The following is a 15,504-nucleotide window of genomic DNA, read 5'->3' on the forward strand; positions in this document are numbered from 1 at the left end:
TAGGGGAGCGCCCGCGGGCGCTGTACTCAAGAAGGAGGGACACATGGCTAAGTTTGACATCATCGCCGCGACCGGTTGCCCGACCGGCATTGCGCACACCTTCATGGCGAAGGAGGCGCTGGAGAAGGCAGCTGCCGAGCGCGGTCTGACCATTAAGGTCGAGACTCATGGCCAGGTCGGTGTCGAGAACGAGCTCACCAAGAGCGAGATCGCCGGTGCCAAGGCCGTCGTCGTCGCAGCCGATAAGGATGTCCAGGCTGAGCGTTTCGCCGGTAAGCCCATGGTTTCCGTTGGTGTTTCCAAGGCCCTGTCTGTCGAGGCTGCTGGTAAGCTGATCGACCGCGCGCTCGCCGCCAAGGGCGACGACACGGTTGCCGCCGCCGCCGATGTCGAGGACGAGGTCGAGGAGAAGGAGTCCATCGGCCACGTCATCTACAAGCACCTCATGAACGGCGTCAGCCACATGCTGGTCTTCGTCGTTGCCGGTGGTGTTCTGACCGCCATTTCGTTCCTGTGGGGCATCACGTCCTTTGATTCGACGGCTGCCGACTACAACAGCTTTGCTGCGATGCTCAAGATCATCGGCGGCATCGCCATGAACCTTATGGTTCCGGTGCTTTCCGCCTACATCGCCGAATCCATCGGCAAGCGCCCGGCGCTCGTCCCCGGTTTCGTTGCCGGTATGATTGCCATCCAGGGCCTGCCTGTTAACGCCGAGACCGGCATGATCGACGCCGGTGGCGCCGGCGTGGGCTTCGGCTTCCTGGGCGGCATCGTCGGCGGCTTCCTCGCCGGCTATGTCATCCTGCTGCTCGAGAAGGTTTTCTCTAAAATTCCCGCGAGCCTTAATGGCCTGAAGGCAATCTTTCTGTATCCGCTGTGCTCTACCGCCATCGTCGGCCTGGTCATGCTCGGTATTTCCGGCCCCATGGCTGCCATTAACCAGGGTATGATGGATTTCCTGCAGAGCCTCGGTAACTCCGGTCCGGTGATCCTTGGCCTGGCCATCGGCTGCATGTGCGCCTTTGATATGGGCGGCCCGGTCAACAAGGCTGCTTACGCTACTGGCACCTTCCTGCTCGGTACCGCTCTCGAAGCTGGCGTCGGCACCGAGACCTACAACTTCGGCACCAACTTCATGGCTGCCGTCTCCGCCGCTTGCATCGTTCCGCCGCTGATCACCACCTTCGCCGTCGTTGTCGGCAAGAAGTACTTCAGCCAGGAGGATCATGACGCCGGTATCGTCAACCTCATCCTTGGTTGCACCCACATCACCGAGGGCGCCATTCCGTTCATGACCAAGAACATCTGGCCCGTCATGCCCATCATGATGCTCGGTTCTTCCATCGCTTCCATCTTGACCATCTTCTTCAACGTTCACGATCCGGCGCCTCACGGTGGCTTCCTGGTCCTGCCCGTTGTCGAGAACGGTCCGCTTTGGGTCCTCGCGATCCTCATCGGCGCTGTTGTCGGTGGCATCCTGTTCGTGGCCTTCAAGAAGTACGACTTCGAGAAGAATCAAAAGGCCGCTCCTGCAGCCAAGCCGGTTGAGGCCCCCAAGGCCGCTGCCGTCGAGGCCCCCAAGGCCGAGGCTGCCGACTTCGTGAAGGTCGAGAATGTCTTTGTCGCCGAGGACTTCGCTTCTCGTGACGAGGCTCTGAGCTTCGTTTCCAACCAGGCTGTCAAGGCCGGTATCGCCAGCGACGCCGACGCCGTGATGAACGCCTTCCTGGCCCGCGAGGCCGAGGGCACCACGGGCATGATGGAGGGCTTCGCTATCCCGCATGCCAAGTCCGACGCCATTACCGAGGCTGCCGTCATCGTCGTCAAGGACGAGTCCGGCGTGACCGGTTGGGATACCATGGACGGCGCTCCCGTCAACGTGGCTATCGCCCTGCTCATCCCCGGTGCCCAGGCCGGCACTACGCACCTCAAGATCCTGTCCAAGGTCGCCGAGGCGCTCATGGACGAGGACTTCCGTGCCACCGTCAAGGGTTCCACCGACGCCGCCGAGATCGCCAAGACGATTAACGCCCGTCTGGTCTAATCCCGCAACACGCGAATAGCATCGCCCCCTGTATATAAGGCGGAGTCCCTCCCCAGGGTCTCCGCATTTTTCATCCCCAAATAAGTTGCGGTGAAATAGGGACTGTTTAAACGATTCAACCCCAAATTCAGTCCCTATTTCACCGCAACTTATAAAAGGGCATAGAGAGGGCTGCCTATCGAGTCTTTGTCGCGAACAGGTCATCAGCCAGAATTCCGTTCGCACGATATTACTCTGGACCGACCGAGTTTCCGCAGCTCGCCTGCCGGGCGGGCGCGGGTTAAGTTTGTCGCGAGTTCCGCACGCAAAGGAAAGCACTTAATGTGCTTTCCGTCTTGCGCAGGACTGTAGAGCAGCAAACTTAACCCGCGCCCGCCCGGCGAGCAAGCGGACGACAAACACATCTGTCCAATAATTCGTCTGAAACATAATGAAAAACCGTTTGATGTGAGTTAATATAAACAACGTCGTGAATCTGACTCCTGCCACATGCATGACAGGGGTTAAACACAAAAAGGAGTCAATTATGGTTTCTGAGAAGGCTACCCTCGTTAATCCTCAGGGTCTGCACATGCGTCCGGCTGGTCTGTTCGCCTCCACCATGGGCAAGTACGCCTGTGACGTGACGGTCGTCACCCCCGAGAAGGAGGTCAACGGCAAGTCCCCGATGGCCCTCATGGCTGCTGGTATCCCCTGCGGCACCGAGGTCGAGGTAAAGTGCGACGGCGCTGACGAGGCCGAGGCTCTGGCTGCTGCCATCGAGCTCATCAAGAGCGGTCTTGGCGAGTAGAACTCAAACGGGTCGCATGTTGAACAACTAAGTTCATATTTGGGGGCGCAGTGACCTGTTGTAAGGTAACTGCGCTCTTTTGTCATGGATATGGCAAAACGCTTTATCACATGACACGGAGAGAGGAATGGGAATGTATCAGGGAGTCAACGCTTCCGAGGGCATCGGTATCGGCACCGTCATGGTCGCCGTCGATCCCGACTTGACGTTTGAGCCGCACGAGGTTGCTGATTCGGCAGCAGAGAAGGAGCGCTATCAGTCCGCTCTTTCGGTCTTCTGCGAGAAGACCCAGGCTCAGGCCGACCACATGAAGGAGACGGTGGGCGAGGCCGAGGCCGAGATCATGAGCGGACACATTGTCCTGGCTCAGGACCCGGGCATGACCGACGCCATCAACGCCGCCATTGACGGCGGTACCTGCGCCGAGCAGGCGCTCATGGACACCTCGACCATGTTCGAGAACATGTTCCTGTCTATGGACGACGAGATGTTCCGTCTGCGCGCGGCCGACATCGCCGACATCCGCACCGGTATTCTGGCCGAGCTGCTGGGCAAGGAGGTCGTCGACCTCTCCGTCCTGCCCGAGAACACTGTCGTTGTCGTGCACGACCTCACGCCGTCCATGACCGCAACGATCGATAAGGCCCACGTTGCCGGTATCGTCACCGAGACCGGTGGCCGCACGTCGCACTCCGCGATCATTGCGCGCGCCCTCGAGATCCCGGCTGTCCTTTCGGTTTCCAACAGCTGCACCGCGCTGCGCAACGGTATGACCGTTGTCGTCGACGGTGGCAAGGGTATCGTCGAGGCCGATCCCGACGAGGAGACGCTCGCTGCCTACACCGCTAAGGCCGAGGCCTTCGCTGCCGAGAAGGCAGCCCTCGAGGCCTTCCGTGGCAAGCCGTCCGTGACTGCCGATGGCATCAAGAAGATCATCGCCTGCAACATCGGTAACCCCGATGACGTGCCCAACGCGCTCGATCACGACGCCGAGGCCATCGGTCTGTTCCGCTCCGAGTTCCTGTTCATGGACTCTGCTGAGCTTCCTTCCGAGGAGGAGCAGTTCAACGCCTACCGTAAGGTCGCCAGCGCGCTCAAGGGTGCTCCGGTCATCATCCGCACGCTCGATGTGGGTGGCGACAAGGAGATTCCGTATCTGCACATGGTCAAGGAAGACAACCCCTTCATGGGCTTCCGCGCCGTGCGTTACTGCCTGGCCAATCCCGACCAGTACAAGGTCCAGCTCCGCGCTCTGCTGCGCGCTAGCGCCTTCGGTGACGTCAAGATCATGATCCCGCTCGTCACCTGCGTCGAGGAGGTCTTGGCTGTCAAGGAGCTCGTCGAGCAGTGCAAGGCCGAGCTGACCGAAGAGGGTCGAAAGTTCAACGAGAACATCGAGGTCGGCATTATGGTCGAGACGCCCGCCGCTTCGCTGCTCGCAGACCGTCTTGCCGAGGTCGCCGACTTCTTCTCCATTGGCACCAACGACCTGATCGGCTACACCATGTGCGCCGACCGTGGCAACGACACCATCTCCAACCTGTACCAGGTGTACTATCCCGCCGTGCTCCGCTCGCTCAAGAACATCATCGAGAGCGGCGTGAAGGCCGGCATCATGGTCGGTATGTGCGGCGAGGCCGCTGCCGATCCGCTGCTCGAGCCGCTGCTGATCAGCTGGGGCCTGGAGGAGTTCTCGATGAGCGCTCCGTCGATCCTGCGCGCCCGCAAGACCATCAGCCAGTGGACCAAGGCCGAGTGCGACGAGCTCGCCGAGAAGGCACTCGCCTGCAACACCGCCGCCGAGGTCAAGGCACTGCTCGAGTCCGCAGCTCGCTAATTTGGTATCAGAGGTAACCGCGTGGTTGGAATGGGCCGGCCACGCGGCCCTCACATATACAGGGGGTACTGTAAATGTTCTACACGCTAACCGCTAACCCGGCTGTCGACATGACGGTTTCGAGCTCTCCGCTCGAGCCCGACGAGAACGTCCGCACCGGTTCGGCCAGCTACACGGCTAACGGCAAGGGCCTCGACGTGTCCTTCGCCTTTAAGAAGATGGGCGTCGACACCGTCGCGCTCGGCTTCTTCGCTGGCTTCACGGGCAAGTTCATCGTCGAGGAGGTCATGAACCTGGGTTGCCTCTGCCGCCCGGTCTGGACCGACGGTATCACGCGCATTAACACCTACGTCAACGATGGCCAGCACGAGTACGGCATCCTGAACCCCGGCGCCCCGATCACGCCGCAGCACCAGGAGGAGCTCTACAACATCCTGGACACCGCGGGCGATCTCGAGTGCCTGATCGTCTCCGGCTCCGTGCCTCCCAAAGCTACGCCCGACTTCCTGGCTCAGGTCATGGAGCACGCTCAGGCTCGTGGCGCTGACGTCGTCCTGGACCTGTCCTCCGACAAGCTCAAGGAGCTCGCTCACAAGAAGCCGCTGCTCATCAAGCCGAACCATCACGAGATGAAGGCCATCTTCGGCGTGCCGGTCGACACCGACGACGAGGTTCGTGTCGCCATGAAGATGGCTCACGACGCTGGCGTTCAGAACGTGCTGCTCACCCGTGGTAGCCGCGGCGACGCTTACTTCTCCAACGGCGAGGACATCTGGTACGCCAAGCGTGAGTTCAACATCAAGCTGGTCTCTTCCGTCTGCGCCGGCGACTGCACCCTCGCTGCGTTCCTGCACAAGTGGTACAGGGATCGCGACAACGTCGAGGAGGCCATGAAGCTCGCTATGGCCACCGGCGCCAACGTTGCCGAGTCCGTCGGCATTGGTGACTTCGGTCACGTCGACGAGTACAGCAAGCGCGTTGCTGTCCGCAAGCTCGATCGTCAGTAATCGAAACGCGACATATTCGTGCGCATGCGGCGCCCCGGTTTCGGCCGGGGCGCCTTTTTTGTTCCGCCATGGGGGAGAGGTGTCCTGCCGTACTTCATCGCTTCCACACCGTTCACCGAGTTGTCCTAGCCTTTTACCGATGCGTGGAATATACTTTCATTAACACGTTGCTTCGTGAAAGGAACATTCATGATTTACACGCTCACTGCTAATCCCGCCATTGATTACAACATCGCCTGCGACGGCCTTACTGCCAATACCGTCACGCGTACCCGCAATGCCGTCTACACGCCCAACGGCAAAGGCCTCAACGTCTCGTTTACGCTTGACCACTATGGTGTCGACACCACGATCCTGGGTTTCTTCGCCGGCTTCTCGGGTGAGTTTATCGTTAAGGGCGCCGAGGCCCTGGGCGTGCCCGTCAAGCCTGTGTGGACCGACGGCATCACGCGCGTCAACGTGTTCCTTAATGCCGGCCCCGACACTGAGTACAACATGGTCAACGCTGGTGCCGCCATCAACGAGGCCAATGAGCAGGAGATGTTTGAGCTCATCGATTCGCTCGATGACATGACCTGCCTGGTTATCAGCGGCTCGCTGCCTCCCAACACTTCCGAGGGCTTCCTGGCCGAGGTCCTGCGCCGCGTCAAGGCCAAGGGGGCCGAGTTCGTCCTCGACATCTCGAGCCATCAGCTGGCAGACCTTATTGCCATGGAGCCGCTGCTGATCAAGCCCAATGACGACGAGCTGCTCGACATCTTTGGCATTAAGGTGAGCGGTGGCGACGACGAGTCCGTCAAGGGCGCGATGGCCGAGCTGCACGCCAAGGGCGCCAAGAATGTACTGCTGACCCTTGGTGGCGATGGCGCGTATTTCTCCAACGGCGAGCACATCTGGTTTGCCAACCGCACCTTTGAGGTCAAGCTGCTGTCGACCGTCTGCGCCGGCGATTCCTCGCTCGCTGCCTTCCTGTCCGTGTGGCACGACGCTCCCGAGCGCGTCGAGGACGCCCTGCGCCTTTCGATGGCCACTGGCGCCAACGTGGTCGAGTGCCCCGGTCTGGGGGATTTTGCCAAGGTGGACGAATATAAGAAGCACATCGAGGTTCGCCAGGTCTGCTAGCCGCATCGATACATCGTTGCCGAACACCCGCTTTGGATTACCAAGGCGGGTGTTTTTTGCGCGCTGAACATATGTGGTGTCTGCTGTCTCGTTTTATCGAATCGACGACGCGATTGCGTGTGCGCGCTTTCTCGTTTCTTGTTAGACTTCTTGAGAACCATCGATTAACGCTCACAAGTGCAGGAGGCCATAGGCATGTGCAATGTTTCGCTCAACGGTACTCAACCGTCCGATGCGTCCCTGCGCGTCCTGCGCGCGCTTGAGGCGGCTGGTCTTGAGGCTTGGTACGTGGGCGGTTGGGTGCGCGACGCCCTGATGGGGTACCCCAGCCACGATGTTGATATGTGCTGTAGCGGCCTGTGGCAGGAGTCCAAAGCGGCGCTCGAGGCCGCCGGCATCGCGGTTGTGGAGTCGGGCATTAAATTTGGCGGAATCACGGCTATTTCCGATGGCGAGCGTATCGAGGTCACCACGTACCGTCTGGATGGCTTTTACACCGATGGTCGCCATCCCCAGAGTGTGGAGCGTGCCGCCTCGCTCGAGGACGATCTGGCGCGCCGCGACTTTACCGTCAATGCCATGGCCTGGCATCCCGAGCGCGGGCTTGTCGACCGCTACGACGGCCAGGGTGACTTGGAGCGCAAGCTGATTCGCGCTGTCGGCGATCCCAAGCGTCGCTTTAACGAGGACGCCCTGCGCATGCTGCGTGCGGTGCGCTTTGCCTGCCGTCTGGACTTTATGATTGAGCCCGAGACCAAGCGTGCGCTTGCCGAGTGCGCGCCGCTGCTCGAAGCCGTGGCGCGTGAGCGTGTGGGTATTGAGCTCGAGGGCATTCTTTCGACCGGTCATGGGGGAGACGCGATGCTCCGCTATCCCGAGCTCATCTGCGCCGCCGTGCCCGAGTTGGCAGCGGGTCGCGGGTTTGATCAGCGCAGTGTCTATCATGCGTTTAACGTCTACGTGCATATCGCCCGTGTGCTGACGGTGGCGGGGGAGCTCGCGCTGTGTGACGGCGTCGCGCCCTCGTCGAGCCTTATGTGGGCGGCGTTTTTGCACGATGTGTCCAAGCCCGAGTGCTTCACGGTCGATCACGCCGGCAGCGGACACTTCTACGGTCATCCCGAGCTCGGCGCCAAGAAGGCGCGCGTCATTATGGATCGCCTGGCCCTCTCGCACGACTTGGTGCGCGACGTGTGCCTGCTCATCAAATACCATGACAAGCCGCTGCGCCCCGAGCGCTCCTGCCTGCTCAATATGATGCGCGCGCTTTCGGGTGAGGGCGTCGACACGGCCCGCCTGATTGACGAGCTCATGGACCTTAAGCGTGCCGACACACTTGGCAAGGCCCCGTCGTGCTTCTATTATGTTGAGACGATTGAGGAGATGCGCGCGCTGGCGCACGAGCTGCTGAAGGCAGGGGAGCCCTATACGCTCAAGATGCTCGCCATCAACGGCGGCGACCTGATCCGTGCCGGAGTCAAGCCCGGGCCGGAACTGGGTCAGCTTCTCAACTCCGCCCTCGACGCCGTGATCGAAGACGATATTCCCAACGAGCGCGAAGCTCTTTTGGTTCATCTCAACTTGAATTAGCTACCAAGTTTACCTGCGTATTCCATAACCTGCCGACAATTTTTCGGCAATTTGGAATTTCTTCTTGCGCTGACGTTTTTTGTCCCGTAATATATTTCCTCGCAGCACGGCAGTGCAGATGTCATGTGGCCCGTTCGTCTAGCGGTTTAGGACGCCGCCCTCTCAAGGCGGAGATCACCAGTTCGAATCTGGTACGGGCTACCACTTCTTTTCTGCTGAGGCTTATGGCCCGTTCGTCTAGCGGTTTAGGACGCCGCCCTCTCAAGGCGGAGATCACCAGTTCGAATCTGGTACGGGCTACCACGCATCTGATACCCGGACTTCCTATGGAAGGCCGGGTTTTTTTATTTTCAAACAACCGTCTGCAATTCCCGTTTGAACCAGAGCTTTGCGTTCTGCCTATGGCCCTTACGGGTACAATATCCAAGATATTTTGACTGTTAGAAGGAGCCTCATGACGGAGTCCTCTCAGCATACGTCTAAGCCCCAGGTCGAGGTTGAGGCCTCGGGCGGAGATGACAATAAGAGCGCACGCCGCGGCGCCATCTTTATCGGCGTCGTGCTGGTAGGTTATATCGTCTATCTGGTGGTAACCGGGCAGATGGGGCAGTTCTGGGCCGCTATGTCGAGCGTCCAGGCGTCATGGCTCGTTGTCGCGTGTCTTTGCATGTTCATGTACCTGTTCTTTGGCATTGTGGCCTATGCGATCGCCGTCTGGCTCGATCCCAATTCGCCCGTCGGCATCCGCGACCTGATCTCGGTCGAGGCGAGTGGCATCTTCTTTGGTAACCTGACGCCCATGATGATGGGCTCCACCCCGGCTCAAATCTATCGCCTGACCAAGGCCGGCCAAAACGTGGGCGAGGCCGGCGCCACGCAATTCACGCGTTTTATCGTGTACCAGTTTGGCCTGGTCGCCTGGGGCGCTATCCTGCTGCTCGCCCGTATGCCGTTTTTTGCCGAACGCTACGGCGACATGACGCTGCTGTGCGTCTTTAGCTTTGGTGGACACTGCTGCATCTTGCTTGGCATCTTCGCCGTCGCGCTCATGCCTAAGACCGTCACGCGCGTCGCCCATTGCATCATCAATTGGCTCGAGCGCATTGGTGTCTCGGCCACTAAGATCGAGGGTTGGCGCACGTTTGTCGATGGCGAGATCTACTCCTTCTCCGAGAAGTTCAAGCTTTCGGCCGGACATTTTTCTTCCATGCTGCTCACCGTGTTTATCACCATGCTGCAGCTCGCGTTTTTCTATCTGGTTCCGTATTTCCTGATGCTTGCCTTTGGCCACCACGAGGTCGACTTTTTCTCGGTCATGGCCGCGAGCGCCTTTGTCCAGCTGTTAAGCTCTGCGGTTCCCTTGCCCGGTGGAACTGGTGGCGCTGAGGGCGGCTTTGCATTGTTCTTGGGTCATTTCTTCGGTTCGGCTTCGACCGCCGGCTATCTGCTGTGGCGTCTCATTACGTTTATTGCGCCTACCATTTTGGCTGCGCCCCTGCTGGGACTTAAGAGCGCCCACAACGAGAGCATCCATGCGCGCTGGGATCGCGTGATGCGCAAGCTCGGCCGCACGCCTCAGACGCCCTCTGCGCCCACTAAGCCGCACCCCACGAATGCTGTTACCGTTGATCCCAAGAAGCACGCTCAGAAGGCTTCTGGGACCGCAAAGCCGGCTCATAAGGCCTATGTGCGTCAGACAGGAGACGGTATTCGCGTATCTCCGTCGGCACTCAATAAGAAGAAGCACCCTAAGTCGCAGTAGGGCAGTCGTGCGTTCTTCATGATGCGAGGCATATTTGTGCTGTATGGGGGATAATCCTCTTACGTAGATTATCTCTCATCTGTTGATGAATGCTCGCATATCGAAGGGACACGCCCATGGCAACCAGCAAACCGCGTCTTGATCGTCGCATCGTTCGCAGCCGTAATGCCATCCTTTCGGCTTTCGAGCGCCTGCTCATGGAAAAGCCGCTGGCAGACATTACGGTGAGTGCCATCGCGCGCGAGGCCAATGTCGACCGCAAGACCTTTTACGTTCACTTTGGTACGGTTGACGGCCTGCTCGATGCCATTGCCGTCGATGTGGTGGAGATGATTGTCGACTCAGTCGAGAAAACGCTTGCTTCCATGGACGGCGACACCAACGAGCGCGCCCTGAGCGCGGCGGCGACCTTCTTTAAAACCGTTAACGAGGCACTGTGCAACAACTTGGTGCTCAATCGTCAGCTGATCGAGAATATTCCGCTCGATGATTTCATGGCTCGTCTTCGTGCGCCGCTCGAGCACGAGATTGCCGAGCGAGATCTGCTGCCCCAAGGTCTCAAGGACGAAATGTTCGACTACTATCTGGCGTTTTTGCTGTCGGGTATTATCGGTATCTATCGCACGTGGGCGCTGTCTGACGGCTCGGTTCCTATCGAGCGCGTCTCTGAGGTCGCCAACGATCTGACTCTCAATGGTCTGTCGAGTCTGGAATCTCGCTTGGATTAGGCCTAGTTGGGCTCGTCGGCGTGGAAATTCCTGTTCCTGAGGTTCTCCGGCGCCTTGGAGACCTTGCCGGCGTAGGAGCTGTAGCCTGAGGATCCTTAAAAGAAAGTCCAGTTTATCCTTCCCACTCCAATTTTGGAATCCTCCGATGCGCCTTCGCACGCTCGCATGACCTCGATACCATGCGAGCGTGCGAACTCGACGAGCTCTGCGTTGCGGGCGTTTATGGTGCCGAAGGCGGCGGGGCACACGATAAGACGCGCGCAGTGGACGAGGAGCTCTTTGGCGCGGGCTATGGTTTTATCCCCGATCGGCTCGAAGGCGCGCTCGGCCACGCATTCCGTCGCCAGGTCGCGCGCAAGCTCGCAGTCGATGTCCCCTTCGTGCAGAACGCCCGCGTAGAACGCCTTGCCCTGCCGGATGAGCTGGCGAAACACAGCTGACCCCGTACCTGCGCCGGCGATGACGAACGTGTGCGCATCGCCGTGTGGGCGCCCAATTTCCACGCTGCCGAAGCGCTCGTTGAAGGTGCCATGTTGAAGGCCGTAGAGCTCGCCAATCGTCTCGCGCGTGAATATGTCCTCGGGTGCGCCGGCGCGGAAGACCCGGCCGTCCTTCATGCAAATCACCTTGTCGGCGCTTTTCTGCGCGAGCTCGAGTTCGTGGATGGACATGATGACAGCCACATTCCGCGATTTCGCAAGGTGGCGAAGTATTCGCAGCAGGTCGATCTGGTAGCGGATATCGAGATATGACGTGGGCTCGTCGAGCACGAGCACACGCGGATCCTGTGCGATGGCGCGTGCGAGCATGACGCGCTGGCGTTGCCCGTCGCTTATCTGCATGAAGTCGCGCTCGGCGAACTCTTCCACATGTGCGGTTTTCATGGCCTCGTCGACCCGACTATGGTCGTCGGGCGAGAGTGTGCCCATTCGCCCGGTGTAGGGATGCCTTCCCGCCTCTATGATATCGCGGCAGGTGAGGAGCTCGGTCCGGGGTCGATCTGTCAGCATAACGGCAAGGTTCCTTGCGAACTCCGCCGTCTTCCATCGGGAAATCTCCCGCCCGTCGAGCTCGACCGCGCCGGCAAGCGGTGCCAGATGGCGTGTGATGGTTTTCAAGATGGTCGACTTGCCCGAGCCGTTCGGCCCGATGAGCGCCACGACGTCGCCCGCGCGAACCTCCAGCTCGACGCCTTCGACTACGACCTTCTTGTCGTAGCCCGCCGACAGGTCGCTTATGCGGAAAAGCGGCGCTCCGTCAGCCTTCGTTGCGACCGGGGTTTCGAGGTTCGACTCCCCTCTGAGCGTTTTGGGCCGCGGCATGAATTCCCCCATCTACCTCACTCGTTTCTTCAACATGAGTGCGATAACCACCGGCGCGCCGAAGATGGCGGTGACGGCGCTGATGGAAAGCTCGACGGGGGAGAACAGCGTGCGCGCGATCAAATCGCAGCCCGCGCAGAAGATGGCGCCTCCCAAGAAGCACGCAGGAATCACGCGGATGGGCTTCGACGACTTCAGCGCCGACTTAACGAGATGCGGAACCGCGATGCCTACGAACGACACCGGACCAGCGAACGCGGTCACGCAGGCGGAGAGCATGCTCGCTAGAAGGACGAGCACCACGCGGAAGCGTGCGACGTTCACGCCGACGCTTTTCGCGTAGGCTTCTCCCAGCTGGAAGGCGGAAAGGGGCTTCGATATCGCGAATACGCATGCGCTCACGGTGATCACCACGACCGCGATGACCGCGATGTCGTCCCAGCTCGAACCCGAGAAGCTACCCAAAGACCAGTTGTGCAGGTTCACGATGGACTGGTCGTCGGCGAAGGCGATGAGAAAGTTCGTCGCCGCCGAGCAGATGTATCCCACCATGACGCCCGCCACGATGAGCATGGCCATGGAACTTATGCGCCGTGCGATGAGGAGCACGAAGCCGATGGTGATAAGCGATCCCAGAAACGCTGCGGCCACCATGGCCGGCGAGGACATGGCCTGGTTCGCGCCCAGAAGTACGATCATCGTAAGCGCGACAACGAACTTTGCGCCCGAGGAGACGCCCAAGATGAACGGGTCGGCGATGGGGTTGTTGAAAAACGTCTGCAGCAGGAACCCGGAGAGCGAAAGTGCCCCGCCGAGAAGCACGGCTGAAAGCACGCGCGGCAGACGAATCTCCCAGATGATCTGGATTTCCATGGAATTGGCCGCGCCTCCCGAAAGGATGCCGGGGATGTGGTCTGCGGGCACGAGCACGCTCCCGATGCACAGGTTGGCCCCGACGAGCACGATGAGGGCAACAGCGAGCAGCGCCGTCACGACGCGACACCGCGCGGCGCGCCCCGATTCGTCGTATGTCATGGAAAGCCGGCTTCTCATGGCGCTAGCCGAGCTTCCTCAGATAATGGAAGTTGCTCGCGTCATCGCCGGTGAACGCCCCGTGCAGCTCGTCGATAATGTCGGCGGTGGAAGTCATCTGCTGGTACATGTCGGCGCTTGTGACCCAGACGTTGCCGTTCTTCACGGCTTTGAACTGCGACAATAGCGCGTTTTTGCCTACGAAGTCGTTCAAGGTGGCAACCGATTCGTCGATGGTGCCGTTGTAGACGATAATGTCGGCATCCTTCGCCGTCGCGTAGAAGCGCTCCATTTCGAGCGTTACTGACGAACCTGACGTCGACGCCGTCTGCGCGTCATCGAGCGCGTAGTTGCCGCCTGCAAGCTCGATCATCTGCGCCACGTAGTCGCCCGCCCGCCGCGTGACGGCGGCCCCGTTCGAGTTAATGTAGAAATACGCCACGGTTTTACCTGACGACGCGAGCCTCGACGTTTGCTCGACGCGGGCCTTCTGCTCGTTGAACAGGTGCGCGGCCTCGTCTTCCTTGTCGAACAGGACGCCGAAAAGCTTAATCCACTCGACGCGCCCGAGTGCTTCGGGCTCGCTCGACGACTGTTCGGTGAGCACGACGAGCCCGAGCTTCTGCAGCTTTTCCTTCACATCGGGCGTGTGGTTGATCATGGTGTTCTCGATGGCGAGCGTGCAGCCCGAGGCCGATATTCGCTCGTAGTCGGGCGCGCTGTACTTGCCGCCGTAGGCGATCGCCCCACTTTCGAGTGCGCTTTTGAAGCCCGCGACCGAGCAATCGTCGGCCTTCGTGCCCGACATGAGGATGTTGTCGTTCGCATCGAGCGCGTCGACCAGGCACATCGTCGCCGACGACACGAGGTACACCTTGTTGGCGGGACGCCTTATGACCGCGATGTCGGAGCTCAACCCATCAGGTACCTTTGCATCTTGCGGTACCACGAGGAAGCGCTCCCCGTTCGAAATGCAGATAAGCCGCAGGCCGCCTTCGTACTCGTCGACAGTGAAGTGCTCGGCGTATTCAAGCTGAAGCGCCCCCGTCGGCTCCCAGCCGCAGCCCAAATCGGCGTTGTGGAAGTCGGCCGCGGCGCTTGAAGCCGTTCCCGCAGGGGAGCCGCCGCTTGCATCGTCGCCCGATTTCTCCTTCATGGTGGATGAGTCGAAGTGGAACGTGTAGTCGATGGTGTGCGGCGTCGACATGGCGACGGTCTCGGCCGACACGGCGATGTCCTCGTCGAGCGTGACGGGTATCTCGAACGTGGAGTTGCCGCCGTCGTTTACGGGCGCGTAGTCCACGCCGTTGACGGTCATTTTGTCGTAGTTCGAACTCGACCAGGTGATGGTCGCGGTGTAGGTGTCGCCATCCTTCACAATTGTGGTGGGTGAGGCGATGCTTGCGCGCCCTGACCCGCCGGAGAGCGAGACGCTCACAGTGTATTCCTGAGAGCCCGCCGTGCCACCGGTCGCGTTCGGGCTCGCACTGCACCCCGCGAAGGGAAGCGCGAACAGGGCGACGAGAACGCAGGCGATCGCGCGCACCGCGATGCTGCGACGCTTCCTGCTTTCCCCCTTGGGAAGAATCGACCGCATGGCGTTACTTCAGTGCGTCGGCGCGCAGATCGACGCCGGCGGATTCGAACACGAGCGTGCGGTCGTACCACTGCTCTTTTCTAATACTCCACGCGGCGCAGGCGGTGTCCTCGTCGAGCGCTTCAACGGGCACGTCGTAGGTGTACTTGCCTTCCGCGTTTTCCACATAGGGGATGAAGTCGGCCTCGCTCGCGGCGGCAGCCTCGTCGCCCGTGCCCATGAAGAGCTTGCCGTAGCCCGTGCCGGAAAGCGTCATCACGCAGTGCATGGAGCCGTTTTCCACGATGAGCTGGGCGTCCACAATCCTGAACATGTTCGAGCTGGAATCTACGGTGATCGGATAGGTGCCGTCGGCCACCTTGTCGGCGGTGATGGGGGCAGCGCTTGCGCCCTCGGGCGCATCGGCCGCCTGTTCGGTCTTTTCCTGGGAATCGGCATCGCTTGCCTTTGCGCTGTCGATTGAATTTCCGCCGCAGCCGGCGAGCGAGAACGCGAAAAGCGCCGCTGACAGGGCGAAGGCGAGGGTTTTCTTCAACATGGAGGGAGGTTCCTTTCAATCGCTTCGACCGCCCGCTCGTGCGGTGGGCGGGCGGGACGCGAATGCAACGGGCATGCGCCGTCGGTCGGGGAAGGCGCATGCCCGTTGCACGGGGACGCGACCGGCGCCCCC

The 15,504-nt window shown here is 60.3% G+C and carries 12 protein-coding genes and 2 tRNA genes; 10 read left to right on the forward strand and 4 right to left on the reverse strand.

All coding sequences use genetic code 11. The features are described 5' to 3' along the window. Window positions 1–43 precede the first annotated feature (43 nt). The 10 genes from HMPREF9463_RS07625 (at window position 44) to HMPREF9463_RS07670 (ending at window position 10,883) form a co-directional block, all read left to right on the forward strand. The gene (locus HMPREF9463_RS07625) at window positions 44–2,047 is read left to right on the forward strand and encodes a fructose-specific PTS transporter subunit EIIC (protein ID WP_035138202.1); all 2,004 of its coding nucleotides are present in this window, start codon (window positions 44–46) and stop codon (window positions 2,045–2,047) included. A gap of 526 nt (window positions 2,048–2,573) precedes the next feature. After that, a complete protein-coding gene (locus HMPREF9463_RS07630; protein ID WP_022094575.1) occupies window positions 2,574–2,837 on the forward strand; it encodes an HPr family phosphocarrier protein in 264 nt (87 codons plus the stop codon). A 133-nt stretch (window positions 2,838–2,970) separates the two neighbouring features. Continuing rightward, window positions 2,971–4,674, forward strand: coding sequence for a phosphoenolpyruvate--protein phosphotransferase (gene ptsP, locus HMPREF9463_RS07635; RefSeq protein ID WP_035138206.1), 1,704 nt, complete (start codon window positions 2,971–2,973; stop codon window positions 4,672–4,674). Between the two features lie 74 nt (window positions 4,675–4,748). Continuing rightward, window positions 4,749–5,681: a 1-phosphofructokinase family hexose kinase gene (locus tag HMPREF9463_RS07640; protein ID WP_006233969.1), complete on the forward strand. Its 933-nt coding sequence runs from the start codon at window positions 4,749–4,751 to the stop codon at window positions 5,679–5,681. Window positions 5,682–5,870: 189 nt separating this feature from the next. Then, a complete protein-coding gene (locus HMPREF9463_RS07645) occupies window positions 5,871–6,803 on the forward strand; it encodes a 1-phosphofructokinase family hexose kinase (RefSeq protein WP_035138207.1) in 933 nt (310 codons plus the stop codon). Window positions 6,804–6,998: 195 nt separating this feature from the next. After that, window positions 6,999–8,393 (forward strand): CCA tRNA nucleotidyltransferase, encoded by a 1,395-nt coding sequence (locus tag HMPREF9463_RS07650; protein ID WP_035138209.1) that lies wholly within the window; start codon window positions 6,999–7,001, stop codon window positions 8,391–8,393. 127 nt (window positions 8,394–8,520) lie between these two features. Beyond that, window positions 8,521–8,597 (forward strand) — tRNA-Glu (locus HMPREF9463_RS07655). 22 nt (window positions 8,598–8,619) lie between these two features. Further along, a tRNA-Glu gene (locus HMPREF9463_RS07660) sits at window positions 8,620–8,696 on the forward strand. Window positions 8,697–8,847: 151 nt separating this feature from the next. Then, window positions 8,848–10,155 (forward strand): lysylphosphatidylglycerol synthase transmembrane domain-containing protein, encoded by a 1,308-nt coding sequence (locus tag HMPREF9463_RS07665; protein ID WP_006233965.1) that lies wholly within the window; start codon window positions 8,848–8,850, stop codon window positions 10,153–10,155. Window positions 10,156–10,271: 116 nt separating this feature from the next. Continuing rightward, window positions 10,272–10,883 carry a TetR/AcrR family transcriptional regulator gene (locus tag HMPREF9463_RS07670; protein WP_052044155.1) on the forward strand — a complete coding sequence of 204 codons (612 nt, stop codon included), beginning with the start codon at window positions 10,272–10,274 and terminating at the stop codon, window positions 10,881–10,883. Window positions 10,884–10,978: 95 nt separating this feature from the next. Here the strand turns inward: HMPREF9463_RS07670 and HMPREF9463_RS07675 are convergent, their stop codons facing one another. Genes HMPREF9463_RS07675 through HMPREF9463_RS07690 form a run of 4 tightly spaced genes read right to left on the reverse strand, consistent with a single transcriptional unit; the run spans window position 10,979 to window position 15,372 of the window. After that, the gene (locus HMPREF9463_RS07675; protein WP_198019958.1) at window positions 10,979–12,217 is read right to left on the reverse strand and encodes an ABC transporter ATP-binding protein; all 1,239 of its coding nucleotides are present in this window, start codon (window positions 12,215–12,217) and stop codon (window positions 10,979–10,981) included. Further along, window positions 12,218–13,240 carry a FecCD family ABC transporter permease gene (locus HMPREF9463_RS07680; protein ID WP_035138214.1) on the reverse strand — a complete coding sequence of 341 codons (1,023 nt, stop codon included), beginning with the start codon at window positions 13,238–13,240 and terminating at the stop codon, window positions 12,218–12,220. Between the two features lie 22 nt (window positions 13,241–13,262). Next, complete coding sequence (locus tag HMPREF9463_RS07685; RefSeq protein ID WP_084591834.1) at window positions 13,263–14,834, reverse strand: ABC transporter substrate-binding protein; 1,572 nt, start codon at window positions 14,832–14,834, stop codon at window positions 13,263–13,265. Between the two features lie 4 nt (window positions 14,835–14,838). Then, a complete protein-coding gene (locus tag HMPREF9463_RS07690) occupies window positions 14,839–15,372 on the reverse strand; it encodes a hypothetical protein (protein WP_035138217.1) in 534 nt (177 codons plus the stop codon). Window positions 15,373–15,504 lie beyond the last annotated feature (132 nt).

Origin of the sequence: Collinsella sp. 4_8_47FAA (assembly GCF_000763055.1) — a bacterium.
Taxonomy (GTDB): Bacteria; Actinomycetota; Coriobacteriia; order Coriobacteriales; family Coriobacteriaceae; genus Collinsella.

What these genes read in the sequence shown, in the direction of transcription:
- HMPREF9463_RS07625 (WP_035138202.1), top strand. Translation starts at nt 44, where the DNA reads ATGGCTAAGTTTGACATCATCGCCGCGACCGGTTGCCCGACCGGCATT.
- HMPREF9463_RS07630 (WP_022094575.1), top strand. Translation starts at nt 2,574, where the DNA reads ATGGTTTCTGAGAAGGCTACCCTCGTTAATCCTCAGGGTCTGCACATG.
- ptsP (WP_035138206.1), top strand. Translation starts at nt 2,971, where the DNA reads ATGTATCAGGGAGTCAACGCTTCCGAGGGCATCGGTATCGGCACCGTC.
- HMPREF9463_RS07640 (WP_006233969.1), top strand. Translation starts at nt 4,749, where the DNA reads ATGTTCTACACGCTAACCGCTAACCCGGCTGTCGACATGACGGTTTCG.
- HMPREF9463_RS07645 (WP_035138207.1), top strand. Translation starts at nt 5,871, where the DNA reads ATGATTTACACGCTCACTGCTAATCCCGCCATTGATTACAACATCGCC.
- HMPREF9463_RS07650 (WP_035138209.1), top strand. Translation starts at nt 6,999, where the DNA reads ATGTGCAATGTTTCGCTCAACGGTACTCAACCGTCCGATGCGTCCCTG.
- HMPREF9463_RS07665 (WP_006233965.1), top strand. Translation starts at nt 8,848, where the DNA reads ATGACGGAGTCCTCTCAGCATACGTCTAAGCCCCAGGTCGAGGTTGAG.
- HMPREF9463_RS07670 (WP_052044155.1), top strand. Translation starts at nt 10,272, where the DNA reads ATGGCAACCAGCAAACCGCGTCTTGATCGTCGCATCGTTCGCAGCCGT.
- HMPREF9463_RS07675 (WP_198019958.1), bottom strand. Translation starts at nt 12,217, where the DNA reads ATGGGGGAATTCATGCCGCGGCCCAAAACGCTCAGAGGGGAGTCGAAC.
- HMPREF9463_RS07680 (WP_035138214.1), bottom strand. Translation starts at nt 13,240, where the DNA reads ATGACATACGACGAATCGGGGCGCGCCGCGCGGTGTCGCGTCGTGACG.
- HMPREF9463_RS07685 (WP_084591834.1), bottom strand. Translation starts at nt 14,834, where the DNA reads ATGCGGTCGATTCTTCCCAAGGGGGAAAGCAGGAAGCGTCGCAGCATC.
- HMPREF9463_RS07690 (WP_035138217.1), bottom strand. Translation starts at nt 15,372, where the DNA reads ATGTTGAAGAAAACCCTCGCCTTCGCCCTGTCAGCGGCGCTTTTCGCG.